The following is a 22,825-nucleotide window of genomic DNA, read 5'->3' as shown; positions in this document are numbered from 1 at the left end:
TGCTATCTTCATGGGCAATACATGGAGAGTTCCGTCATGCATGATTCCCTCGTACTCTATACCAACCCCATGTCCCGCGGTCGTATCGCTCGCTGGATACTGGAAGAAGTCGGCGCGCCCTATCGCACTGAACTCATCGACTACGGCCCCGCCATGAAGTCGCCCGACTACCTGGCCATCAACCCGATGGGCAAGGTACCGGCGATTCGCCACGGCACGACTATCGTGACCGAATGCGCGGCTATCTGCGCCTACCTAGCGGATGCCTTCCCCGAGGCCGACCTCGCCCCACCGCTTACCGCACGTGGAGCCTATTATCGTTGGCTATTCTTCGCGGCCGGGCCGCTGGAAGCTGCCACGACCGATCGGGACCTCGGCATGGAGCCCAATACCGAACAGCAGGCTCGGGTCGGGTACGGCAGCATCGAAGCGGTGCTAGAAACGTTGGAACAGGCGGTCAGCGTCAGTGAATACATCGCCGGCGCACACTTCTCGGCAGCCGATGTCTACCTCGGCTCACATATCGGCTGGGGCCTGCAGTTCGGCAGCCTGGAGTCATGCCCCGCCTTCGTCGACTACTGGGCGCGGGTCAGTGACCGCGAAGCGTTTCGGCGCGCCAACGAGCTGGACGATCGGGCCATGTCATCCGTAGCGAAACATCATCCCGCCTGACCGACCAAGCGCGGTACCAGGAGCCTGTCGGATTTGGCCGTTCGGCAGGCTCCTAACCCTCTTCAAAGGGGCGCGCCCAGAGCTCAACAGGCTCATGCCGCCTCAGGATCTCCTCCGCTTCAGGCCGGGTGGTATCGGGCACGATGACCTTGACCTGGTGCGTCTCCCTGTCGAAATAGAGCTTCTCGCGCGGATAGCCCTCGGATACCAGCTCGTCGTAAGCATTGGTGGCCTTCATCAAGTCCCTGTAATCGGCGGTAACAGTCAGTGTCATGACACCCTCCTGGGGCTGAAACGTGAGCAGCACCTTCTGGCGCCGCAACCGGGCACAGGAAAGAACTCTCCCTAGCCTTACTGCCCAGTATAGCCAGATCACTCGATTGGACAGTGGCGAACAGTGCCGGAGATTGGCAAGACCGACTAACGCCCGACAAGGCGGTTCACGCCACGCTCTCCATCTCCGTGAGCCCCATCAGGAGGAGCATGAAGGCGACGCCCCAGCCACCACCCCAGAGGTGGGCGCTGTGATTGATATTGTCGCCACCGCGCCGCTGGGCGCGAAACGAATAGAGGACATAGAGGACGGCAAAAGCGATCGCCGGCACCGGCACGAAGAAGACGAACAGCAGCGACCAGGGCCGCAGCAGGATATAGGCGAACAGCATTGCCGATACCGCCCCCGACGCCCCCAGGCTGTAAAAACGTGTGTCGTGCCGATGGCGCAGATGGGTCGGCAGGATTGCCACCAATAGTCCGGAGAGATAGAACAGGATGAAGCCCGCCGAACCGATGTGCGGGGTGAGTACCAGCTCCATCACGGTGCCGAAGAAATAGAGAGTGATCATGTTGAAGAGCAAGTGCGTACTGTCGGCGTGGATGAAGCCATGGCCAAGCAGTCGCCACCATTGGCCGCGGGACACACCCGGCGGCCAATAGATCAGCGCATCGAATAGTCGCGGCCACATCCAGGCCAGCACGCTCACCGTCGTCGTCACCACGACCAGGACCAGCGTCATGCCCATGGCCAGGCCTGCCGGTCAGAAAGATGAATGGACCTTCGCCTTGCACGCAATTGCCTCAGCTCCCCGAACGCTCCTTGAGCTGCCAATCGTTATCGGTGATCGGCACGCCCCCAGTGGGCGTCACCTGAACGGTATCGCTGATACCGATGCCCCACTCCCCCGGCACCCGCAGACAGAGCGGCAGGTGGAAGACCATGCCTGCCTCGAACTTTCGCTGCTGGCCACGGGCGATATAGCCGCTGCCTTCGACCCAGCTGGGCGGGAACTGTGCTCCCACGGCATAGCCGAAGACACCCGAGAAAAACACCCGGTCAACCTGGGGTGCCAGCACCGACTCCGCGGCCCGCGCGGCATCGTCGAAGGTGTTGCCCGGCCGCATGGCCGCGCTCAGTGCCTCGAACAGTGCGCGGCAGACATCGCGCATGGCCTGCATCTCCCCGCTGGCACGCCCTGCCACCGCAGTTCGCATCATCGGCGCCGTGTAACGACGGAAAGAAGCACCGAACTCAAGAAATACCGGCTCATCCGGCTCGATCCGGTGACGCTGGTGGTTCATGTGGATCACGCTGATACGCCGCCCGGTGGTGACGATGGGCTGCATGCTCATGAATTCACTACCCGCCGCCAGCAGCGCACGGGCGCCTTCCGCCGCAACATCGTTGTCGGTCATGCCCGGTGCAATGACCTCGATGGCGGCAGCCAGCCCCCGCGAGGTGATCCGCGCACTATCGCGCAGACAGGCCAGCTCCGCCTCACTCTTGACGATGCGGATGCGATCCAGCAGCTCACCACCCCCGGCCTGAAATCGCTCGGCCCCCAGGCGCTGCTGCAAGGGACCGATGATGCCGTGGCGCAGGGTGGGGCTGAAGGGATCCAGGCCGATGGCCGCAAAGCCCGATAGCGTCTCTGCCAAGGGCTCGAGCACCTCCTCGATACCCTCCCAGCGATAGCCCAGCAGCTCGTCGACCCGGGCCGTGACCACCGCCGGGCCGGTCTCGATGGAGGGCACCTGCAACACCAGGCGATCCCCCGAAAATACCAGGCAGGTATGCACCGATACCTCGAAGGTGTTGTATCCGGTGAGGTAGTAGATGTCGGCAGGATCGGTGACCAGCAGGGCATCCAGTTCGCTGTCCGCCATCGCGGCGCGGACCCGCCCCTGTCGCGCATCGTACTCGGCTTCGGGGAAGGCCAGTTCGGCAGCCTGCAGGTGGGCCGCCAGGGCATGACGGTACTGATGATGGTCCATGAGAGGTGGGCTCCAGGCAGAGTAGGATGCAACTCACCCCGACAGTGTAGCCATGACTCGCGTCATGCCACCCCGCTTCCCCAAGAAATAACACTGTTCCCTGCCGGAACGGTTTCGTAGAATTCCGCTTCATGTCAGACGCAACAGGACAACGTTATGGGCAGGGCCTTTCAGAACCGCAAGGAATCCATGGCCAAGACGGCCGCCGCCAAGACCAAGGTGTACAGTAAATACGGGCGTGAGATCTACGTGGTCGCCAAGGCCGGGGGCGTCGACCCTTCCGCCAACCTGAGCCTGCGCGGGCTTCTCGAACGCGCCAAGAAGGACCAGGTGCCGTCGCACGTGATCGACAAGGCGCTGGACAAGGCCAGCGGCGTGGGCGGCGAGGACTTCTCGCCGGCACGCTATGAGGGTTTCGGGCCGGGCAACTGCATGGTCATCGTCGAGTGCCTGACCGACAACCCGAACCGCACCTTCGGTGACGTCCGAGCCTGTTTCAACAAGGCCAAGAGCAAGCTCGGCACCCCCGGCACCGTCAGCCACATGTTCGACCACTGCGCGATTCTCGCCTTCAGCGGCGACGACGAGGAAGCCACCCTCGAGGCGCTGATGGAAGCCGACGTGGACGTCACCGACATCGAAAGCGAGGATGGCCACATCACCGTCTTTGCACCGCATACCGAATATGCCAAGGCCAAGCAGGCCCTGCTCGACGCCTTTGGTGAGCTCGACTTCGAGATCGACGAGATCCAGTTCGTGCCCCAGACCACCACGCCGGTCGAAGGCGACGACGTCGCCATGTTCGAGAAGCTGCTCGATACGCTCAATGACCTGGACGACGTTCAGAACGTGTTCCATAACGCCGACGTTCAAACGAACAGCTGATACGAACAGTTGATACGAACCAGAGCTGACGTCGGCCTGGCAGGCAGTTCCGTCAATGCCGTTGCAGGCCGGCCAGCTCCTCCAGGAAGGCGTCGATGCCCTCGGAGTACTCGGGTTCGCTGTCGAGGAACCCGGTGTTGTGGCCTCCTCGAATCACCAGCAGCTCCTTGGGATCATTGGCCGCCTCGAAGACCGCCTCGCCCTGGGAGAAGGGGATGATCTCATCCTCACGGCTGTGGATCACCAGCAGCGGAGCCGTGAACCGGGTCACATAGGTCTCGGTATCGTATTCCAGGTTTGCCAGCCAGCGTACCGGCAGGAACGGGTACAGGCTCTGGCCCAGCGACGGTACCGAGCGGAAGGGTGACTCCAGGACCACCGCAGCCGGGCTCACGTCGGGCGCCAGCCCGGCGGCCAGTTCCGCCGCCACGGCAGCCCCCAGCGAGCGCCCGAACAGTACGATCTCCTCGGCCGGAACCTCGGCCTCCTCGACCAGCCAACGCCAGCTGGCCCGGGCATCCCTGGCCGTGCCGGCTTCAGACGGACTGCCTTCGCTGCGGCCATAGCCCCGATAGTCGACGATCAGCACCGACAGGCCGAGCCGGTTGAACTGGCGAATCGAATCCAGGCGATGGGAGATATTGCCGGCATTGCCGTGAAAGAACAGCAGGCTGCCGCGCGCTTCATCGGCCGGTATCCACCAAGCATCCAGCGTCAGCCCATCTTCTGTCTCGAGATCGACCGGCTCCCACGCCATGCCACGGTCCGCCGGCGTTCCGACGTGCTCCCGCCCCATGTGCGGCAGGTAGAGCAGGCGATCCTGGAAGAACCAGGCCAGAGCCACCACGATGGCATAGATCGCCGCCAGCGAAACGAGGATACGCAGCATTCGCTAGCCTCCCTGCCCGCCAGGCACCAGGCCGTCAAGCACCTCACGGATTTCGTCGGCGTCCAGCGTTTCGCGCTTCTCGAGTGCCTCCGCCAACGCAACCAGCGCCTCGCGGTTCCGCTCGAGATGCCGGCGCCCGTGGGCTTCCAACTCCATCAGCAAACGCTGGACCTCCTCGTCGACCAGCCCGGCCATGGCCTCGCTGTGTTCACGGGACTGGGCCATCTCCTTGCCGAGAAAGACATGCTCCTGGCTCTCGGAAAACATCACAGGCCCGATGCGCTCGCTCATGCCCCAGCGTCCCACCATCCTTCGTGCAAGCCGGGTCGCCTGCTCCAGATCGTTCTCCGCACCACTGCTTACCTCATCGAAAACGATGGATTCGGCCAGGCGGCCACCGAACATGACGGTAATGCGATCACGCAGGTAGGCCTCACCCTGGTTGTAGCGCTCCTCATCCGGTACCTGGGCGGTTACCCCCAGCGCCCGACCGCGGGGCAGCACAGTGACCTTTTCCAGTGGATCGGCCTTGGGCAGCAGATACGCCAGCAGCGCATGGCCCGCCTCATGGTAGGCGACGATGCGCCGCTCCTCTCTGGATAGCCCGGTGTCCTTGGTCTCACCCAACAACAGGCGATCACGCGCGTCGGCGAAGCAGCTCCAATCCACCTCCTGCTGCTCACGCCGGCCCGCCAGCAGGGCGGCTTCATTGGTCAGGTTGGCCAGGTCGGCACCGGAGAAACCGATGGTGATCTCGGCCAGCCGCTCGAGATCGACATCCGCCGCCAGCGGCATCTTCCGGGTATGCACCTCGAGGATGCGCTGCCGCGCGTCACGATGAGGGTTCTCCAGGGTGATCTTGCGATCGAAGCGCCCCGGCCTCAGCAGCGCCGAGTCCAGCACGTCCGGCCGGTTGGTGGCCGCCAGCACCACCACTGACTCCTCCACCTCGAAACCATCCATTTCCGCGAGAATCTGGTTCAGCGTCTGCTCGCGTTCATCATGTCCTCCGCCCATGCCGGCGCCACGTGAGCGGCCAATCGAGTCGAGCTCGTCAATGAAAATTACCGCCGGTGCCTGCTCCTTGGCCTGCTTGAACAGGTCACGCACGCGAGAAGCCCCTACGCCGACGAACATCTCGATAAACTCCGAGCCACTGATGCTGAAGAAGGGCACCTCGGCTTCGCCGGCAACGGCGCGGGCCATCAGCGTCTTGCCGGTACCCGGCGGCCCCATCATCAGGATACCGCGCGGGATCTTCGCCCCCAGGTCGAGAAAGCGTGTCGGCTCCTTGAGGAAATCGACCACTTCCATGACTTCCTGCTTGGCATTCTCCGAGCCCGCCACATCGGCGAGCCTTACCCGGCTCTCCTCACTGCGGATCTGGCGAGCCCCCGACTTGCCCATGCTGAAGAAGCCACCGCCCGACATGGTGCGCTGCTGCATCCGGCTCCAGAACCAGAACAGCAGGCCCAGGATCAGAATCCACGGAAGCGCCCCTATCAGGACGCGCTGCCACCAGGGAGGGTCCACCGGCCTGGCGGAAATGTGTACCTGATTGGCCTCCAGGCGCTCGAGAAGCCGCTCCCCCTCTACGTCCGGGCGAGTGGTCTCGAAGGACTCCACGCCTTCGGCCTCCTGAGCTTCCTGGCCCGCCTCGGTGAAGCGCCCCTCGATCGACTGGCCACGCAGCGTCACCTCATCCACATGCCCCTGCTCGATAGCTTCGATGAACTCGGAATAGGTCAGCTCGACCTGAGCCTGATGCTGCTCGGCCGCATCGAGGAAATGAAAGACCAGCAAGATACCGATCGCAAACCAGAGAAACAGCAGCCACTGCGGACGCTGAGGCCGCTGCATCTGGCCGCCGTCAGGTCCCGAATCCAGATCTAGAGGCGAGCGCGGCTGGCGCTCACTCCTGTCCCAATCGGAACGGTCATTGGATGACGCCCCCTGTTTCCATCGCTTCATGACAGATCCATCGATCATGAATGTCACCCTGACCATGGCAATCCCCAGCAGCCTTTGCAAGGTCACCGGCTCGGCTTCTCACAAAGGGAGAACTGGACAGAAGGGTGATGAAAGCAGGTAAAGGCCTGACTATTGCAGGCCCTCGCCAAGGAAGGCCCGGTACGCGTCCCAGGTATCCTCGACCGCCGCGGCCTGGAAGCGCTCACCATGCTCGATACGCGACAGTGACGGGTCCGAGCCCATACGACCATCGGGGAAGCGACGACGAAACTCTTCGGCATCGCACTGGGCACTGCCCGAGGGCGCGATACGGGGTGACATGGCGACATCCTTGACCGCCTCGGGGCGAGCGAACCAGGAGAGCGACACCTCTGATGCCGTGGCATGGCCCCCTTCCGCATCACCGTAGAGCGACTGGGCCAGCTCACGCACCCGCGGGCCGGCGAACCAGTTGTTCAAGGCGAGATGGAGCGCACCTGACGACTGGCCATCGCTACGCAGACTTCGCCCGGAGTAGATCTCGGCGAAGGCCGCGTTGACGGTGGCGATATTGCCGCCATGTCCATTAAGAAAGAAAACATGGGTGAAGCCATGACGTACCAGGGAAGTCACGGTATCGCGCAGCACCGCGATCAAGGTGCTGGGGCGCAGGCTGATGCTACCGGGAAAAGCCAGGTGGTGCTGCGCCATGCCGATGCTCTGGGTCGGCCCCACCAGCACATCGTGGCGCGCTCCCAGCTCCCAGGCAACGCTCTCGGGGCAGATCGCATCGGTGCCAAGCAGGCCATTGGGGCCATGCTGTTCGGTGGAACCGATGGGAATGATGATCCCGCTGGCGCGTTGCAGGTAGTCTTCCACTTCCTGCCAGGTGGCGTGCTGCAGCTTCATGTCTGTCTCCTTGGGCTGTCTGCAACCCAGTGTCGACAATTATGACGGCCACCGCCACCAACGCTTGCCTGCCGCCCTCCCCCAGGCGACGCCCCCCCTGCTCAGGCCGGGCTCGTCGGCCCCCTCAGCCAGGGGATGCGCCGCCGAATCGACGCCACCACCCGGCGCATGGCAATGAGGCGAATGCCATAAGCCAGGGCCAGCCCGGTGACGATAGAAAACAGCATTCCCAATCCGACACGAAACATCAGTGCCGTGAAGAAGGCAGTGAGGACTGCCGTGACTATCTCTTCCAGGTGTCCCTGGATCCACTCTCTCTGTTCTTGCCTGATCATGGTACGAACTGCCTGTATCCGGTCATGGTGTATAGGGCTCAGCCGGGAGTGTTGTCGCATCCCATCACGCCACCCTTCGCCCAGCTCTCGCCGTCCACCTCGCTGAAGAAAAGCTGAACGCTTTCCGGTTTCACGTCATAGACCTCGGTAAAGGCCTCGGTGATACGGCGCGCCAGCTCACGCTTCTGCTCCAGGTCACGGGGAAACTGCTGAATAGTCACGATGGGCATCGTCGGCTCCTGCGGAAACAAAGCCTTGTATACTCAGCCGAAACACGCCTTTTCGCAACCATCAAGGACTGCGGCACGGCAGCAGCCGTCGTTCCCGTCGGCAACGGAACAATGCGCGACCGCTCGTTATTCAAATATTCACCGGCTCAGCGCGTGTGGAGATACTCCATGCGCGCCCATAGGCTACCCTGCAGCAGGTCACAGCCCTGCTGGCGCAGGAAATCCGCCTGCTGTCGGGTGCTGATGCCATTGGCCACGACCTCGATGTCCAATGCATGCGCCATGCCGATGACAGCACGAATGATCGCCTGGTGGCGGGGATTGTCGAGGCATTCGTGAATGAACAGCTCGCTGAGTTTCAGTGTCCCGACGGGCAAACGGCTCAGGTGGCCAAGAACCGTGTATCCGCTGCCGAAACCATCCACGGACAGGCGCACCCCCTTTGCCTTGAGCTGTTCGAATAGCGTCACAGCACCATGGATGTCTTGCATCAGACCACCCTCCGTCACCTCGATCTCCAGCAGTTCGGGGGGCAGTCCGCTCCTGCCAAGTGCCAAATCGACCCGCTCGAGAAAGCCACCATCGAGCAGGCCTGCGATCGAGACATGCACCACGACCCTCAGTCCGACTCCTACCTCGAACCAGGAACTCGCATGTTGGCAGGCGTTCTCCAGAACCCACAGGCAGATATCGGCTAGCTGGCCATTATCCGCGGCCGCAGCCATCCAGCGCTCCGGCTCCAGGCCCCCGAAGCGGGCCGAGCGCCAGCGGGGCAGCGCCGAGACCGCCACGACCTGGCCGCTTCGCGCACAGAGCATCGGGCGGTAAAGCAACTCCAGCTCACCTCGATCAAGCGCCCCTTGAAACGCCGATCGCAAGGCACAATAGTCGAAATCATCATCCAGCAGCTCCGGCGTAAAGAGCTGGTACCGACGCCGACCGAGACGCTGGGCCTGGCATCGGGCCAGGTTGGCATGACGCATCAGCTCATTGACCGTACGGCCGTGATCAGGAAAGAGGCTGGCTCCGATGCAACAGCTGGCAAGCACCGTCTGCCCAGCCAGTTCGATGGGTTGCCCGGCCCGGTCAAGCAGACGCTCGACGATGGCCGAGACCTCTTCTGGCTGCCGAATGCCGGGTACCACCACAAGGATCTCGTCACTTCCGAGGCGGCTGACTATTTCGCCATCGACCAGGCAGTGCCGGATGCGCCGGGCTATCCGCTGCAGATAGATATCGCCCAATTCCAAGCCCAGCGAGTGGTTGACCTCCTTCAACTGGTCCACATCGATATGCAGAACGGCCACCCTATCCCCCTCGGGGGCGGCGGCAATCTGCATCTCCAGCTGCTGTGCCCCGACCTTGCGAGTCGTCAGGCCGGTAAGCTCATCGTGGCAGGCAGGGGCGGACACCATCGGGACATGAGGCTGAAATCGAGGGCTGGACTGCTGCATGAGAAATCCGTTCTCCTGTGCATGATCAGCAAAAGCATTCGATCCTTTTATATTAGGGTTGCACAACAAAGTGGCTCACCCTCTTAAATCGGATCACTCTTATGGTTGTTTCACGTAGGATTTACGTGTTTTGTTACGATACCGCTCCTCAATATCACGCTCTGAACAAGAGCGTCAAACACTGCCTGCTACCATCGGATTTAACGAATACTTTAATTAACAAACCCAGCCTTTCGAATGTGAAATGAAAACAGTGTAAAAAAAACAAAAGCACTATTTTTGCAGGCGCCACGCTCCCTTTTTTCATCATTACGAAGCATTGGGTTACATGCTGTCATGGCAACTCTACCATTAAACTTCTAGGGTAATGGTAGCAGGAATTGTTTCATAAGGAGAGAAAGATGCCAGCCAAGTCCCAGGCCCAGCAAATGGCGGCCGGCGCCGCGCTTTCCGCCAAGCGCGGGGAAAAGAGAGTCAGCGAACTCGATGGCGCCGCGAAGCAGATGTATGAATCAATGGATGAGCAGGAGCTGGAAAAAATAGCGTCGGCCAAGCGGAAGAACAAGCCGAAGCACAATACCAAGTCCTGAGCTTGGGCCAAGACCTGAGCATGGGCCAAGACCTGAGCATGGGCCAAGACCTGAGCGTGGAGCTAGTTCTGAGCATTAACTGAAGACCTGCGCGAAGCGTATTGCCTGGACCAGGATACTTCAGCAGCCCTCCCCGGGTGTCAGCCGCTTGGGGAGGGCGTGGGTGGCGACTCAGTCCTCCTCGTCACCCTGCTCGTTGCGGGCCAGCATTGCCAGATGCTCATCCTGCTCTTCCCGGGCATCTTCGATCACCGCCAGCAGATCATCGACATCCACTGCAGTGGTGTCGTAGGCAAAACAGCCGGTCAACCGGCTCTCGGGATGCAGCTCACCCGCCTCATAGAGCGCCCAGATCTCCTTGCCGTAGTCGGTATTGAGCAGCTCCGGCGCGTAGCGCCCGAAGTAGGCGCGCATGTTGTTGACGTCCCGCTCCAGCATCATTTCGGCGCTGTTGTTGCCGGCGGCATCCACCGCCTGTGGCAGATCGATGATCACCGGGCCGTCGGTCGCCAGCAGCACATTGAACTCGGAGAGGTCCCCATGAATCAGGCCCGCGCACAGCATACGCACCACGTCGCCGATGACCTTGGCATAATAAGTACGGGCCTGTTCGGCGGTAAGGGTGACGTCGTCCAGGCGCGGAGCGGCAAAGCCCTCGGCGTCGGTGATCATCTCCATCAGCAGCACGCCGTCGACGAAGCCGAACGGCTTGGGCACCCTCACCTCCGCCGCCGCAAGCCGATAGAGCGCATCCACCTCGGCATTCAGCCAGGCCTGCTCCTGCTCCTTCTGCCCATAGCGGGTCTTCTTGGCCATCGCCCGGCCCTGGCGGCTGTTGCGCACCTTGCGGCCTTCCTGATACTGCACGGCCTGCTTGAAACTGCGCTGCTTGGCCTCCTTGAAGACCTTGGCGCAGCGAAGTTCACCGCCGGCACGCACCACATAGACCTGAGCTTCCTTGCCGCTCATCAGCTGGGCGACGACTTCGTCGACCATGCCGTCTTCAACCAGCGGTTGTAATCGCTTGGGTATTTTCATATCACCACTTTGGCCTATCGCCTTACGAGCGTATCGCCCTGCTGCATGTCAGCGGCTGACGCGCCGGGCGCGAAACGAACGCCCCTTGAGTTTTCCCGCGCTCAACTGCGCAAGCGCCGCCTTGGCGACCTCGCGCTGCACGGCCACATAGGCGCTGCGCTCCAGCACCTTGATCTTGCCAACCTGGTCACCCCGGATACCGCCATCCCCGGTCAGGGCACCCAGGATATCCCCCGGACGCACCTTCTGCTTCTTGCCCCCGTCGAGCTGCAGCGTGGCCATGGGCGGTGCCATGGGCTCACCTGACAGGGCTCGGCGGGAGGGCAGCGCCTCCATCACCAGCTGTTGCTCGAGAAACGCGCCGAGTCGCTCCAGGCGATAAGCCTCCTGCTCGCTGACCAGGGTGCAGGCCACACCGGAGCTGCCGGCCCGGCCGGTACGGCCCACCCGGTGCACATGCACCTCGAGTTCGCGGGCGATACGGTAATTGAATACCGCATCCAGGGCGTCGATATCCAGCCCCCGGGCTGCCACGTCGGTGGCCACCAGTATCGACGCGCTCTTGTTGGCAAATAATATCAGCAGACGATCGCGGTCGCGCTGTTCGAGGTCGCCATGTAGCGCCAAGGCGCTGAAACCGGCCTGGTCCAGGGCCTCGGCCACCTCGTCGGTCTCACGCTTGGTATTGCAGAACACCACGCTGGATTGCGGACGATGATGCTGCAACAGCAGGCGCAGCGCCTCGAAGCGCTCCGACTCGTCACCCAGCCGGTAGAAATGCTCGCGAATACTGGTCTCGTCATGGGTCTCGCTCACCGCCACGTTCACCGGGTCACGCAGGAACCCCTCGGCAATGGCACGAACCCCCTCCGCGCCCTCGCCCTGCAGTCCGGTGGCGCTGAACATCAGTGTCTGCCGACTCGTTGGCGTCTCGCCGATGATCGCCTCCAGCGCGGCCTGGAACCCCATGTCGAGCATGCGATCGGCTTCGTCGAGCACCAGGGTGTCCAGTGTTGCCAGGTTCAACGAGCCCTTGCGCAGGTGCTCCTCGACCCGCCCCGGCGTGCCGACCACGACATGGGCCCCGTGGGCGAGCGAATTGAGCTGCGGTCCCAGGGGCGCCCCGCCGCACAGAGTCAGCACCTTGATATTGGGCAGCGCCCGCGCGAGACGGCGGATCTCACCGGCCACCTGGTCGGCCAGCTCCCGGGTGGGACACAGCACCAGCGCCTGGACGCTGAAGCTCGATACCGTAAGCCGCGTGAGCAATCCCAGGCCGAAGGCCGCCGTCTTGCCCGAACCGGTCTTCGCCTGGGCGACGACATCTCGCCCCGCCAGCATCGCTGGCAGGCTGGCAGCCTGGATCGGCGTCATGGTGTGATAGCCAAGGGACCCCAGGTTGCCAAGCAGCTCCGGCGGCAGCGAAAGCGACGCGAAGGCGGCCTCGCCAGGAGAGTCGGAGTCGGGAACGGAATCGGACACTGCAGTCATCCTGAAAAATGAGTGGGAGCCTGAGGAACAAGCGAAGGCGAGAGCCGCGAAGCAAGGGCCGTGAGGGTCGTAATCGAAGGCGCACAGAATAGCAGAAAGCATCAAGAAATGCCGTCATGCCACCGGCATTCCCGATGCGACCGCATACTGCACTGTGCGTTCACAGCGCCAACCTGCAGCCATGGATCGCCACCATGTAGCGCTTTACGTCTCATGGCCCCGGCGATTGACGCTGGTCAGCCCCTCAGCGAGAGGCACGGTGCCAGCATGCCTTACCGGCGGCCTTGGCACGGTAAAGTGCCTCGTCTGCCCGCCGGTAGACATGGTCCGCGTCAACACCACTGCCGGGTTCTACCAGATAGAGCCCGGCGGAAACGGTAACGCTATCACAGGGTCCGTCGGGCGCCGGTTCCCCGAGCTCCTCGATGACTGATAGCAGGTGGGTGGTCATCTCCTCGGCCTGGGCTTCGTCCTCGCTGCGAAAGATGATGCCGAACTCCTCGCCGCCCAGACGCAGCAGGATATCCTCCTGGCGACTGAACACCTCCCGCATCACACTGGCCAGCCGCTTGAGCAGAGCATCGCCCTGCGGATGCCCGTACCGGTCGTTGTAGGCCTTGAAGCCATCGATATCCAAAATCAGGAAGGCCAGTTGACGATCATCACAATCGCGGCGCCGCAGCTCACGCTCCAGGTCTTCGATAAAAGCGCGGCGATTGTGAAGCCCCGTCAGCGAATCGCGGTTGGCTTGAATCGAGAGTTGTTCACCGACCGCACGCAGACGTGCCAAGACCTGCTGACGATGATGTACGTACAGCGCCAAGACCACGGCCTGGAACGACATCCCGGCCGTGAGGGTCAAGGCCCCATCGAGCAGCATGGTGCTATCGCGTAGCTCGGGTCCTGCTCCCAGCGCCAGGGCAATATTGAGACCGGCGGTCATCAATAGCGTGCCGGCAACTCCCTTGCGTATGTCACCGAGCAGCAGGAATGCCATGGCCGGGTAGATCAACGGCAGCGACATGGCCAAGGGGTTATCGGCCCGGAGGATGGGCAACCCCAGCAGGCTGATGAAGAGAAAGGCGTGGGCCACATGAGTGACTGCCGCAATCGAGCCTCCCCGGCGCAAACCGACGATGACGCTGACAGAGACCAACAGGCCAGCGACATGAAACACCATGCGCCAAAGCGAGGCTTCCAGCACACCGAGCAGCGTCAGCGACAGGAAAACTCCCCAGACGATGATGCTGGCCGCTCCAGCCAGGTTAAGAAGAGTAATGCGAAGATAGTGCGGGCAATCCTCGCAGGTGCGCCCGCCGGACGTCATCAGGTCTCGCCAGTATGCCGCCGCCGCGCTTCTCGACCCAGGCGTCCCGTCGCCTTCCTGGCGACTCGTGACACTGTACGTCCTCTCCATGCTTCACGCCTCTTTGTGAAGTTTGTCGCCACGATCATTCAGTCTAGCAAAGGCTCATCATACTTCGATTCAATCGTCGGGCTTTACATAATGCAACAACTGGTGACCTTCACCCTGGTTTAGGTCCGGCTCCAATATAAGAATCCACCCCTTCATGCACGTTGTTGGGAATAGGCCACGGGTGGCAAATAGCCCTGCCGCCGACTCGCGAGTGATGGGGCTATGCTGATATAACGCAGCAGTGACACGTCTCACCCACCAGCAGGAGAGCGCCCATGGCCGACACCACATCCCGGTTGGATGCCATCAAGGAAGGAATCAGGAAGCTGGCAAACCTGGCGGGAGGCGAACAGGCCGAAGCGGCACGCCAGCTTGCGGCCAAGTTGAGCGCCGATGTCGACGCGTTGGCGCCTGAAGTTGCAGCACAGCCGCCTGCCCCACCCCGCCCGGGAAAGGGGCCTGCCATCACGCCTCTCCATGGAGAGATCCGCTGCCCAGTCTGTGCGCTGCGTTCCTTTACCTACCAAAAGGGCACGATGCGTGAGTCGGCGGATGCCAATACTGGTTTCGAAGCGTTCTATCACTGCCTGAGCTGCGGCCACCAGGCATGGCACGAAGCGGCTCTCGACTGAGTCTGCTATACCCCGTTGCGGGCCAGATGGAGCGCTACCGCAGCCATCATCAGCCCGATCACCACATCGATGAGGCGCCAGGCCAGGGGGCGAGAGAGCCATGGCGACAGCAGCGCACCGCCCCAGGCCAGCAGGCTGAACCACAGGATTGATGCAGTGCTGGCGCCGGCCACGAAGGTCGTCGCACTCTCCTGCTGGGCGCCGATGGCAGGTATCAACAGCAGGGTATCCAGGTAGACCTGCGGATTGAGAATCGTCACCGCCAGGGTGGCGAACAGCACATGCTTCAGACTGCGCCCGCCAGCCCTGGAAGCCGTCAGCGCCTGTCGCCCGGTAGTGGCGCGATAGAACGCCTGGGCGGCGAGCCATGAGAGAAACGCCACGCCCAACCAACGCATCGCCTCCATGGCATTCGGCATGGTCAACAGGATGGCGCTGACACCGAACATGCCTGCCGTCAGCAATACCACATCGGTCCCCATGCAGAGCCCGGCCGACCACCAGTGATGCTCTCGCCTGACCGCCAGGCCCAGTACATAGGCATTCTGGGCGCCGATGGCGATGATGATCCCGCCACAAACAATCAGCCCGGTGAGATAACTCTCCAGCATCGCCTGCCCTCCTCAATTTCTGCTCGGAATATCCAGCTCGAATGCGGCAAGCATAAAGACAAAACGATATACTGAAAAATCATACTGCTAATTATGCATCAGTTTTTCTAATGGCGAGTGCCAAGAATAGCGAGAACCCCATGCTGGACTACAAACTGCTTCAGGCCCTGGCCACGGTCATCGAGTGCGGCGGGTTCGAACGAGCCGGTGACGCCATGGGCCTTTCGCAATCAGCGGTTTCCCAGCGCATCAAGTCGCTTGAGGTCCGCCTGGGTCAGCCGGTACTGATCCGCCACCCCGAACTTCACCCCACCCCCGCCGGCCAGCGGCTACTCAATCACTACCAGCAGGTGCAGCTGCTCGAGCGAGACCTGCGCACCACCCTGCCGACGCTGGAGGAGTCCGCTCCCAGGCTGCGTATCGCAATCAACGCCGACAGCCTGGTGACCTGGTGGGCCGACGCCGTGGGCGAGCTATGCCGAACGGAAGGCCTGTTGCTCGACCTGGTGGTCGAGGATCAGGACGTGGGGCTCAAGCGACTGCGTGACGGCGACGTCGCCGCCTGCCTGTGCGCCAGCCCCCAGCCCATTGCGGGGGCCCGCTGCATCCCCCTTGGCGAGATGGCCTACCATCCCCTGGCCACGTCGGACTATATCGCCTGCCACTTCCCCCACGGCCCGTCCGCCGACGCCTTCGCCCAGGCTCCCGCCATCGTCTTCGGCCCCCATGACCAGCTTCAACATCGCTTCCTGGCCCAATACGGCTATCACGGCAGCTTTCCCTATCACCTGTGCCCCTCTTCGGAAGGTTTCGTGCGCCTGGCGCTTGCCGGCATGGGCTACGGCATGATCCCGCGAATGATGCAGGCAGACGCCCTGATGGCTGAAGGCAAGCTGGCCAGCATTGCACCAGGTGAGTCGCTGTCTGTACCACTCTACTGGCATTTCTGGCGCCATAGCGGCGCGTTACTGGAACGTCTGACCCACGCGCTTGCCGAGGTCAGTCTGAAATAGTGACGCAGCATGGCGGGCGCCGGGTTCGCCAGATCCCGGCCGGCTATCTAGACTGCCTGCACTGCAAAGCGATTGCAGCGCCGTAGCCGAACATGCGAAGGAGTACGCCCATGCAGTCACGCTATTTCACCATCACGGACTATCCACAAGGCACGCCGCAACGCGAGCTATTCGAGCTGCACAGCACCGAACTGCCTCCGTTGCAGGATGGCGAAGTGAGAATTCGCAACACCTGGCTGTCGGTTGACCCCTATATGCGCGGCCGGATGAGCGGGGTGAAGACCTATATCGATCCATTCGAACTCAATGAGCCGCTAGAGGGTGCGGCTGTGGGTGAGGTCATCGAGTCGCGGGACGCCCGCTTCAAGCAGGGCGACAAGGTTCGCCACATGGCCGGCTGGCGGGATATCGCGCAGCTGAAGGCCGACATCATCGAACCGCTGCCGGAAATAGAGGTACCCGAAGAAGCCTATCTTGGGGTTCTCGGCATGCCGGGCATGACCGCCTGGTCCGGCCTCAATCTAATCGCCAAGATCCGTGAAGGCGACAATGTCCTGGTCAGTGCCGCCAGCGGTGCCGTGGGCTCGCTGGCGGTCCAACTGGCCAAGGCCAGGGGAGGCACCGTGGTGGGCATCGCCGGTGCTCCGGAAAAGCTCGCCTGGCTGGAGTCGATCGGTATCACCGCCGTCAGCTACCGCGACAAGGATGCTCAGCAGCTGAGTGCCGACCTCAAGGAGGCCTGCCCCGCCGGCTTTGACGTCTACTACGAAAATGTGGGCGGCATCTGCCTGGAAGCGGCGCTGAACAACCTGCGCGTTGGCGCGCGCATAGCGGTGTGCGGCCTGATTGCCGACTACAACGCCGAGAAGCCCAGCACCGCCCCCGGCAACCTCGCCATGATCCTGATCCGCCGGATCCGCATGCAGGGCTTCATCATCTTCGACCACTGGACCGAGTATCCGCATTTCCTTGAGGAAGTGGGCCCGCTGGTCACCAAGGGCGAGATCGACTATGAACAGACGGTCGAGGAGGGCCTGGAGCGCACGCCAGACGCCTTTTTGAAGCTCTTCGAAGGGGCCAACAAGGGCAAGATGCTGGTACGCCTTCAGTAATAACTGCGTGAAAGGCGCCCCGCCCGTGATGGGCTAGTCGTGATATCGCGACAGCGCCTCCGCACAGCCCATTCCCACATCCTCGCCGCCGCCTGGATCGATCCATGGCAGGACCGCCAGCGGCGGCGCAACCAGGGCGCCAAGTGCAGATAGCACGCCTCGCGTGAGCAGTTCAGGGGTCACTACCTCCACCTCCAGGTTGCTCAGCGGTCCCACCAGCTTGACCGGCGTATTGGCCGTGAACAGCGTGACGTCCCTGTTGTGCCCTTCGAATGCCATGTCCACCTCCTCGGTCGCAAGGCTCATCGCGCCGGCGCCGACGAAGTGAGCGATTTCAGTGGCCATGAAGAAGTTCTCCAGGGTAACCAGACCATCATCGGCCTGGAAGTGAACATAGCTGCACTCCAGACGCACCAGCTCACCCTCCCCAGCCAGCGCCTCCACCAGGGCATTGGCAACATTCAAGGGCATTAGCTCCGCAGCAATGATATCCAACCAACCCTGGGACATTGCCAGCTCCAGATCACCATCCAGCCCGGCCATGAGCTCGGCCATCGAGCGGCCGCGAAAATCGAATTTACCATGACCGCCAATGATACCGAGGGTATCTTCGGCCACATCGGGAAGCCCCGCATCGTCCAGCAGCGCGGCGAGGTTTACCTGGGTTATCTCCAACTGCATCTCACCCACGATGGTCCCCTGATGCGCGTCCAGGACCCAGGCCGCATAGACCTGGCCGCCACCGAGCCCCACCCGCAGCGGCGAGACGGTCATCACACCCTGCTCCAGCTCGAGATCGAGGCTCAGGTCATTGAGCGGTGCATACCGGGAGTGAATCGCGCCGGCCCGGTAGTCGAGCACGACATCGGTAGCACGCAGCGCCTCCAGGTTCCACTCTCTGTCGGGGAACACCCGTCGATGTCCCGCCACATCCTCGATCCAGGACTCCTGCTCCGAAGTCACCTCAGCTTCCGGCCCGTCTTCCGGTTCGATACCCAACAGCTCATCCACATCGACTCGCTCGGAAGTGAGCGTGGCCCATACCTGGTTGCGCTCACCAAGATGGAAACGCACGTCACCCGCCACATCGCTGTCTCCGACGCGCCCTTCCATGCCATCCAGGTTGAGGAGATCGCCGCTGTAGCGCAGATAGCCGGCCACTTCATAGGGGGGCAGGTCCGGAAGACCAATGTCGATCAACTCGTTCAGCTCTGCCGGCGTGGGGCCAGCTAGCCGTGCATCCCCTTCCAACGACTCCAGCTCGAAAGGCCTGACCACACTGCCATTGAGGTGAAGCCGAGTGTCACCGGTATTCAGCTCACCGCTCACCGGATAGGGCGTCTCGTCGACAGCCAGGCCAAGCAGTGGTCCCACGATCAGGTCATAGCCAAACGGTGTCTGGTCGTAGGTGCCATCACCAACCAGGTGAACGCCGGGGGTGTCGCCCCCCTCCACCGAGTCGGCCCGAAGGGAGAGGGCCAGATCCCACTGGGGGGCGAGATAGTCCAATGCGGTATTTTCGAACCGCAAGCCTCCCTCTGCCACGGTCAGGTTGATTCGACCAGACAGGATGCCCACTTCGCCAAGGCCCAACGGCGCCAGCGCCACGTCGAGATTGAGCTGGTCAAGCTGCGCTGACACCTCCGCCGCCAGCCGCTGATCCCGCTCCTCAGCCCAGCCCTCCAGGGACAGCCTCCCCTGCTGGCCTCGCGCCTCCTCCTGCAGCGCATGAAAATGCGTAACGATGAGCCGCGGCCCCTCGACACTCCCTTCCAGCGCAACGTCATGCAATACCTGGTCATCATGGATCAGCCGATCGAAAGCCAGATCAAATCTGGCGTCATACCCATCGAGCCCCTTCAGTGATTCGGCCAGATCCCGGTCCCAGTCCTGCCCCGGCCCCAGGTCATTCCATGCCGAATCGTCGGCCGCGGTCTGGTCCAGCGGCTCCCAGCGATCCAGGTCCAGCTCATCGGCGTGAATACGGGTCTCGATGTGCGTCACGTCGCGGCCGAAATCCACTGCCAGGTCGCCCGTGAGATCCAGTTCATCAATGCGTCCCTGCGCATCATCGAGCGTAAGGACGTTATCGCTGTAGCGCAGGAAGGCTTCAAGCCAGTAGGGAGGCAGTGTTGGCAGTTCGGCGCCGAAGAAAGCCGCGAACTCCTCGGGCGTGGGGCCCTCGAGGCGAGCGTGCCCTTCAATGGCCTCGAGCTCGAAGGGTCGCACCAGTCGCCCGTCCATCTGCAGCACGGTGTCTCCCGTACGTACCCGACCGATAAGCGGGTAGTTAGGCGACTCCTCGGCGAGATCGACTGGCCCCACCGTCAGGTCGTACTCGACCGGCCGTCCCTCATAAGAGCCACTCCCGGCCAATCGTACCGCCGCCCTGTCAGCATGGTCGACCTCGCGCGCCTCGGCCCGTAACTCAAGCGCCAGCCCCCAGGCCGGTGCGCGATAGTCCAGGACGGTATCATCCAGCAGGAGCGTCCCTTCACGCAGCAAGGCATTGACCCTGCCGTCGATGATGCCCAGCTCGCCCAGGCCCAGTGGCGCCAGCGCTGCGCTCAGGTCAAAGCGTTCGAACTGTACCGCCACGTCTGCTACCGGTCGTTCCTCATGGAGTCCGACCCGGCCCTCCGCGACGAGCTTACGCGGCGACGCGTCATCCCCCAGTTGCTGCAGGGCCTGAAGTTGCTCGATGACGACACTTTCCTCATTGGCCCAACCCTGAAGAATCAATTCGTACAGGACCTGATCGCCGTAGCGAAGCTCCTCCACCGCAATGTCGAGGTTCGCTTCGTACTCCTCCAGCATCGCCAAAACCTCGGCCAGCTCCTGCTCCCATTCAGGGCCGGGAAAGGGAGGCGCCACCGCGTCGTCAACCCAGCGCTCCAGGTCCAGCTCTAACATATCGAGACGTGCCTCGAGGGAAAGCACAGCCAGGTCGAGGTCCAGTTCAAGGGCACCGGAGAAGAGGTCGCGACCGACCCGCCCCTGCATGGACTCGACGTGAAGATAATCTTCCTCCCGCAGATAATGAACCAACCCTTGATACTCCAGCTCGTCCTCCCTGAAGCGGCCATCGCCCCACACCTCCAGGCTCAGCCCCTCGGTTATCTCGGCTCCCGGCGTCTGAAAAACGGCATCGAGCTGTAGATCCAGGGCAGCATCGCGGTAGACCAGGTGCCCCTGGCCGATACTGAACTCCCCGGGCCAAAGAGGCTCATCCTCCTCTCTCTCCTGCTCCGGGTCACCGCCATTGAAAAGCTCATCCCAGTTGCTTGAGCCATCCTCCCGACGGATCAGGTGCAATACGGGCTGGTCGATGGCGATGTGGTCCAGCTCCAGCCTACCCTGCAGCAAGGCGAGAACATTCAGGGTGATCGACAGCTCGTACATGCGGGCCAGCGGCTCCGCTTCAGCCCACTCGGCACTGGCGATGCGCACCTCCTCGAGCTGCAGCGTGATCGGCGTTCCCCAGCCGATGCCATGGTCGACAATTTCGACTTCACGGCCGAGCTGCTGGCTGGCCTGCCGCTCCAGCCATGCGCGCATCCACGATGATTCCAGCAGCAGCACGACCGCTACCACCAGCATCAGCACTACGCCTAGAAGCGCAACACCTGTTATTCGGGCCGCCCTGTTCACATTTCCATCCCTGGCCTCGCCGATACCCTTAACCATGGACAGAGAAGCGGCAACAGTCCAACCGGGACGGCAAGGAGATCAAATGCCAGCGGCCGCGGCAGGTGGCTCTGGGTATCACGAGCCAGGCACCTTGATAGTCTGACCGTTACAAAAAGAGCAGGTCCGACAGTTACAAAAAGAATGCTGCATTGCAGCAATAAAGCGCCTAGGCTGGTTTATGAAGTCCCTTAAGGAGGGCCGGCATGATGAATATCGCAACGCAGAAAAACCAGCCATACGAAGCCGAAGTGCTTCAATTCTGGGCCACTCAGGCACAGCTACAGCAAACCGCCTTCGATGCCCTGGCCGACTACTTGTCAATGGCAAGCACAGCCCCCCTGGCTTGCGCTCAGGCTGCCACAGGCCGCCACACTCACTAGCGCTCAGGCAGGCGCCGATTGCGCGGCGCCTTCCAGTATCAGGGCAGGCCGTGCTCGGAAACTGCCACCATGGTGGTGTTTCCGAATCTTTGCAGTTTATTGACGGCTTAAAGGGTATATAGTGACAACGTACTACCATTCTCATGTGGAGCAGAAAACACGATCGACCAATTTTCCAAGCCAGCCCGGAGGTTTCATATGAAAATCTATAAACCTGAGTGGCAATGCACGTTTAGCGTATATGAAGGCGTGGAAGAAGCGTCAAGCTGGAAAGAGCGTATCGCTTGGCGACTGCGACAGCTCGCAGATAAGCTGGATGGCAGCGGAAGGACGATCAAGATCGACTGCAACGTAACACCCCATGTGAGTCGCCAGGACATCGATACCTGCCTGGGAAAAGGCTTCGAAGTCACCCAGGGCCTACTCACTCAGCTCGCCCAGCAAGCAGCTTGTGAAGACGTCATGCGTGACGCAAAGGCCGAGCTGTACAAGGAAGATTACCCTTCCTGAGGTTGACGTTCGGGTTGCTACCACACCCTATTAGGCCCCTGGCCCAATAGGGTGTTTTCGTATCGGGTTGCCCTCGGCCGGCAATACGGCTACCATCCTGCCGGCAACCCCTGTTAACGTCGGCGATCTTGTACCATATGGAAACCCACCGGTGACATATGGATACCGATTCCCGGTGGGCAACAGATGCCTGGGGGCTGGCTTGAGACGAGTGCGAGGCTGGTGCAGCATGAGCCACGCGTCCTCCATCACTGATCATGGCGCCTGACCGTGGGATACGATCATGCGGCGCGATGCAGTAGTCACGAGGTGAAACATGGCGACACAAACTCGCCTGATTTTGACCGTTGGTCTGATAGGCCTGCTGATGATTTCCAAGGCAGCGGCCCATGAAACGACGGAGCTGATCGATGAGGGCATCGCATCCTTCTACAGCGACCGCTTCCAGGGTCAAACGACCGCCAGCGGTGAGCCCTTCGACCAGCAGGCCCTGACCGCAGCCCACCCGAGCCTGCCATTCGGCACCGAGGTTGTGGTAACCCGCCCGGACAACGGGCGCGAGGTCACAGTCCTGATCAACGACCGCGGTCCCTTCGTACAGGGACGCATCATCGACCTTTCGAAGCGCGCCGCCCGGGAACTGGGCATGATCAACCGGGGGACAGCACCGGTGCTCATTACCTCCGTCGAGTGAAGGTGTCTTCTCGCCAACATCACTAAAGCACATCTCCCGGCTATTACTTTTC

At 62.0% G+C, this 22,825-nt stretch carries 22 protein-coding genes; 8 read left to right on the top strand and 14 right to left on the bottom strand.

Features of this window, described 5'->3' with window-relative positions; genetic code table 11:
• Positions 1 to 36: 36 nt before the first annotated feature.
• Entirely contained in the window at positions 37 to 672 is a 636-nt protein-coding gene (locus LOKO_RS15910) for a glutathione S-transferase family protein (protein ID WP_066451571.1), read from the top strand.
• A gap of 52 nt (positions 673 to 724) precedes the next feature.
• On the opposite strand, the gene LOKO_RS15905 is transcribed toward LOKO_RS15910, so the two are convergent.
• From LOKO_RS15905 to LOKO_RS15895, 3 genes are all read right to left on the bottom strand, one after another.
• Complete coding sequence (locus LOKO_RS15905; protein ID WP_066452407.1) at positions 725 to 946, bottom strand: hypothetical protein; 222 nt, start codon at positions 944 to 946, stop codon at positions 725 to 727.
• Positions 947 to 1,112: 166 nt separating this feature from the next.
• Positions 1,113 to 1,694, bottom strand: coding sequence for a rhomboid family intramembrane serine protease (locus tag LOKO_RS15900; RefSeq protein WP_201025335.1), 582 nt, complete (start codon positions 1,692 to 1,694; stop codon positions 1,113 to 1,115).
• Positions 1,695 to 1,749: 55 nt separating this feature from the next.
• Positions 1,750 to 2,943, bottom strand: coding sequence for a M24 family metallopeptidase (locus LOKO_RS15895; RefSeq protein WP_066451568.1), 1,194 nt, complete (start codon positions 2,941 to 2,943; stop codon positions 1,750 to 1,752).
• A gap of 156 nt (positions 2,944 to 3,099) precedes the next feature.
• Between LOKO_RS15895 and LOKO_RS15890 the strand changes: the two genes are divergently transcribed.
• On the top strand, positions 3,100 to 3,828 hold the full coding sequence (locus LOKO_RS15890; protein WP_066451566.1) for a YebC/PmpR family DNA-binding transcriptional regulator: 729 nt from the start codon (positions 3,100 to 3,102) through the stop codon (positions 3,826 to 3,828).
• A gap of 52 nt (positions 3,829 to 3,880) precedes the next feature.
• Here LOKO_RS15890 and LOKO_RS15885 read toward each other — a convergent pair whose 3' ends face one another.
• The 6 genes from LOKO_RS15885 to LOKO_RS15860 form a co-directional block, all read right to left on the bottom strand.
• The gene (locus LOKO_RS15885) at positions 3,881 to 4,717 is read right to left on the bottom strand and encodes an alpha/beta hydrolase (RefSeq protein ID WP_066451564.1); all 837 of its coding nucleotides are present in this window, start codon (positions 4,715 to 4,717) and stop codon (positions 3,881 to 3,883) included.
• A 3-nt stretch (positions 4,718 to 4,720) separates the two neighbouring features.
• A complete protein-coding gene (ftsH, locus tag LOKO_RS15880; RefSeq protein ID WP_201025334.1) occupies positions 4,721 to 6,688 on the bottom strand; it encodes an ATP-dependent zinc metalloprotease FtsH in 1,968 nt (655 codons plus the stop codon).
• 129 nt (positions 6,689 to 6,817) lie between these two features.
• A complete protein-coding gene (locus LOKO_RS15875; protein ID WP_066451558.1) occupies positions 6,818 to 7,576 on the bottom strand; it encodes a creatininase family protein in 759 nt (252 codons plus the stop codon).
• 101 nt (positions 7,577 to 7,677) lie between these two features.
• Positions 7,678 to 7,911, bottom strand: coding sequence for a hypothetical protein (locus LOKO_RS15870; RefSeq protein WP_066451555.1), 234 nt, complete (start codon positions 7,909 to 7,911; stop codon positions 7,678 to 7,680).
• Between the two features lie 38 nt (positions 7,912 to 7,949).
• Positions 7,950 to 8,162 carry a tautomerase family protein gene (locus tag LOKO_RS15865; RefSeq protein WP_316935495.1) on the bottom strand — a complete coding sequence of 71 codons (213 nt, stop codon included), beginning with the start codon at positions 8,160 to 8,162 and terminating at the stop codon, positions 7,950 to 7,952.
• A gap of 125 nt (positions 8,163 to 8,287) precedes the next feature.
• Positions 8,288 to 9,595, bottom strand: a complete 1,308-nt coding sequence (locus LOKO_RS15860; RefSeq protein ID WP_066451552.1) for a putative bifunctional diguanylate cyclase/phosphodiesterase — start codon at positions 9,593 to 9,595, stop codon at positions 8,288 to 8,290.
• Between the two features lie 401 nt (positions 9,596 to 9,996).
• Between LOKO_RS15860 and LOKO_RS15855 the strand changes: the two genes are divergently transcribed.
• Entirely contained in the window at positions 9,997 to 10,185 is a 189-nt protein-coding gene (locus LOKO_RS15855; RefSeq protein ID WP_066451551.1) for a DUF3008 family protein, read from the top strand.
• Positions 10,186 to 10,356: 171 nt separating this feature from the next.
• On the opposite strand, the gene LOKO_RS15850 is transcribed toward LOKO_RS15855, so the two are convergent.
• From LOKO_RS15850 to LOKO_RS15840, 3 genes are all read right to left on the bottom strand, one after another.
• Positions 10,357 to 11,223 (bottom strand): PA4780 family RIO1-like protein kinase, encoded by an 867-nt coding sequence (locus LOKO_RS15850; RefSeq protein ID WP_066451550.1) that lies wholly within the window; start codon positions 11,221 to 11,223, stop codon positions 10,357 to 10,359.
• Between the two features lie 48 nt (positions 11,224 to 11,271).
• On the bottom strand, positions 11,272 to 12,714 hold the full coding sequence (gene dbpA, locus LOKO_RS15845; RefSeq protein WP_066451548.1) for an ATP-dependent RNA helicase DbpA: 1,443 nt from the start codon (positions 12,712 to 12,714) through the stop codon (positions 11,272 to 11,274).
• 244 nt (positions 12,715 to 12,958) lie between these two features.
• On the bottom strand, positions 12,959 to 14,041 hold the full coding sequence (locus LOKO_RS15840) for a GGDEF domain-containing protein (protein ID WP_066451546.1): 1,083 nt from the start codon (positions 14,039 to 14,041) through the stop codon (positions 12,959 to 12,961).
• Between the two features lie 365 nt (positions 14,042 to 14,406).
• Here LOKO_RS15840 and LOKO_RS15835 point away from each other — a divergent pair, with 365 nt between their 5' ends.
• The gene (locus tag LOKO_RS15835) at positions 14,407 to 14,763 is read left to right on the top strand and encodes a hypothetical protein (protein ID WP_066451544.1); all 357 of its coding nucleotides are present in this window, start codon (positions 14,407 to 14,409) and stop codon (positions 14,761 to 14,763) included.
• Positions 14,764 to 14,768: 5 nt separating this feature from the next.
• On the opposite strand, the gene LOKO_RS15830 is transcribed toward LOKO_RS15835, so the two are convergent.
• Positions 14,769 to 15,374, bottom strand: a complete 606-nt coding sequence (locus tag LOKO_RS15830) for a LysE/ArgO family amino acid transporter (RefSeq protein ID WP_066451542.1) — start codon at positions 15,372 to 15,374, stop codon at positions 14,769 to 14,771.
• 140 nt (positions 15,375 to 15,514) lie between these two features.
• Here LOKO_RS15830 and LOKO_RS15825 point away from each other — a divergent pair, with 140 nt between their 5' ends.
• Positions 15,515 to 16,387: a LysR family transcriptional regulator ArgP gene (locus LOKO_RS15825; protein ID WP_066451540.1), complete on the top strand. Its 873-nt coding sequence runs from the start codon at positions 15,515 to 15,517 to the stop codon at positions 16,385 to 16,387.
• A gap of 110 nt (positions 16,388 to 16,497) precedes the next feature.
• On the top strand, positions 16,498 to 17,499 hold the full coding sequence (locus LOKO_RS15820; RefSeq protein ID WP_066451537.1) for an NADP-dependent oxidoreductase: 1,002 nt from the start codon (positions 16,498 to 16,500) through the stop codon (positions 17,497 to 17,499).
• A gap of 33 nt (positions 17,500 to 17,532) precedes the next feature.
• Here LOKO_RS15820 and LOKO_RS15815 read toward each other — a convergent pair whose 3' ends face one another.
• Positions 17,533 to 21,186 carry an AsmA family protein gene (locus LOKO_RS15815; RefSeq protein ID WP_083517628.1) on the bottom strand — a complete coding sequence of 1,218 codons (3,654 nt, stop codon included), beginning with the start codon at positions 21,184 to 21,186 and terminating at the stop codon, positions 17,533 to 17,535.
• A 581-nt stretch (positions 21,187 to 21,767) separates the two neighbouring features.
• On the opposite strand from LOKO_RS15815, the gene LOKO_RS15810 reads away from it, so the two are divergent.
• Both LOKO_RS15810 and LOKO_RS15805 read left to right on the top strand, forming a co-directional pair.
• Complete coding sequence (locus LOKO_RS15810) at positions 21,768 to 22,079, top strand: hypothetical protein (RefSeq protein WP_066451533.1); 312 nt, start codon at positions 21,768 to 21,770, stop codon at positions 22,077 to 22,079.
• Between the two features lie 367 nt (positions 22,080 to 22,446).
• Positions 22,447 to 22,773, top strand: coding sequence for a septal ring lytic transglycosylase RlpA family protein (locus LOKO_RS15805; RefSeq protein WP_066452405.1), 327 nt, complete (start codon positions 22,447 to 22,449; stop codon positions 22,771 to 22,773).
• Positions 22,774 to 22,825: the final 52 nt, after the last annotated feature.

It is taken from the genome of Halomonas chromatireducens, from assembly GCF_001545155.1.
GTDB lineage: Bacteria > Pseudomonadota > Gammaproteobacteria > Pseudomonadales > Halomonadaceae > Halomonas > Halomonas chromatireducens.
This window is presented reverse-complemented; position numbering and strand designations above follow the sequence as displayed.

What these genes read in the sequence shown, in the direction of transcription:
- LOKO_RS15910 (WP_066451571.1), top strand. Translation starts at nt 37, where the DNA reads ATGCATGATTCCCTCGTACTCTATACCAACCCCATGTCCCGCGGTCGT.
- LOKO_RS15905 (WP_066452407.1), bottom strand. Translation starts at nt 946, where the DNA reads ATGACACTGACTGTTACCGCCGATTACAGGGACTTGATGAAGGCCACC.
- LOKO_RS15900 (WP_201025335.1), bottom strand. Translation starts at nt 1,694, where the DNA reads ATGGGCATGACGCTGGTCCTGGTCGTGGTGACGACGACGGTGAGCGTG.
- LOKO_RS15895 (WP_066451568.1), bottom strand. Translation starts at nt 2,943, where the DNA reads ATGGACCATCATCAGTACCGTCATGCCCTGGCGGCCCACCTGCAGGCT.
- LOKO_RS15890 (WP_066451566.1), top strand. Translation starts at nt 3,100, where the DNA reads ATGGGCAGGGCCTTTCAGAACCGCAAGGAATCCATGGCCAAGACGGCC.
- LOKO_RS15885 (WP_066451564.1), bottom strand. Translation starts at nt 4,717, where the DNA reads ATGCTGCGTATCCTCGTTTCGCTGGCGGCGATCTATGCCATCGTGGTG.
- ftsH (WP_201025334.1), bottom strand. Translation starts at nt 6,688, where the DNA reads ATGAAGCGATGGAAACAGGGGGCGTCATCCAATGACCGTTCCGATTGG.
- LOKO_RS15875 (WP_066451558.1), bottom strand. Translation starts at nt 7,576, where the DNA reads ATGAAGCTGCAGCACGCCACCTGGCAGGAAGTGGAAGACTACCTGCAA.
- LOKO_RS15870 (WP_066451555.1), bottom strand. Translation starts at nt 7,911, where the DNA reads ATGATCAGGCAAGAACAGAGAGAGTGGATCCAGGGACACCTGGAAGAG.
- LOKO_RS15860 (WP_066451552.1), bottom strand. Translation starts at nt 9,595, where the DNA reads ATGCAGCAGTCCAGCCCTCGATTTCAGCCTCATGTCCCGATGGTGTCC.
- LOKO_RS15855 (WP_066451551.1), top strand. Translation starts at nt 9,997, where the DNA reads ATGCCAGCCAAGTCCCAGGCCCAGCAAATGGCGGCCGGCGCCGCGCTT.
- LOKO_RS15850 (WP_066451550.1), bottom strand. Translation starts at nt 11,223, where the DNA reads ATGAAAATACCCAAGCGATTACAACCGCTGGTTGAAGACGGCATGGTC.
- dbpA (WP_066451548.1), bottom strand. Translation starts at nt 12,714, where the DNA reads ATGACTGCAGTGTCCGATTCCGTTCCCGACTCCGACTCTCCTGGCGAG.
- LOKO_RS15840 (WP_066451546.1), bottom strand. Translation starts at nt 14,041, where the DNA reads ATGACGTCCGGCGGGCGCACCTGCGAGGATTGCCCGCACTATCTTCGC.
- LOKO_RS15835 (WP_066451544.1), top strand. Translation starts at nt 14,407, where the DNA reads ATGGCCGACACCACATCCCGGTTGGATGCCATCAAGGAAGGAATCAGG.
- LOKO_RS15830 (WP_066451542.1), bottom strand. Translation starts at nt 15,374, where the DNA reads ATGCTGGAGAGTTATCTCACCGGGCTGATTGTTTGTGGCGGGATCATC.
- LOKO_RS15825 (WP_066451540.1), top strand. Translation starts at nt 15,515, where the DNA reads ATGCTGGACTACAAACTGCTTCAGGCCCTGGCCACGGTCATCGAGTGC.
- LOKO_RS15820 (WP_066451537.1), top strand. Translation starts at nt 16,498, where the DNA reads ATGCAGTCACGCTATTTCACCATCACGGACTATCCACAAGGCACGCCG.
- LOKO_RS15815 (WP_083517628.1), bottom strand. Translation starts at nt 21,186, where the DNA reads ATGGTTAAGGGTATCGGCGAGGCCAGGGATGGAAATGTGAACAGGGCG.
- LOKO_RS15810 (WP_066451533.1), top strand. Translation starts at nt 21,768, where the DNA reads ATGAAAATCTATAAACCTGAGTGGCAATGCACGTTTAGCGTATATGAA.
- LOKO_RS15805 (WP_066452405.1), top strand. Translation starts at nt 22,447, where the DNA reads ATGATTTCCAAGGCAGCGGCCCATGAAACGACGGAGCTGATCGATGAG.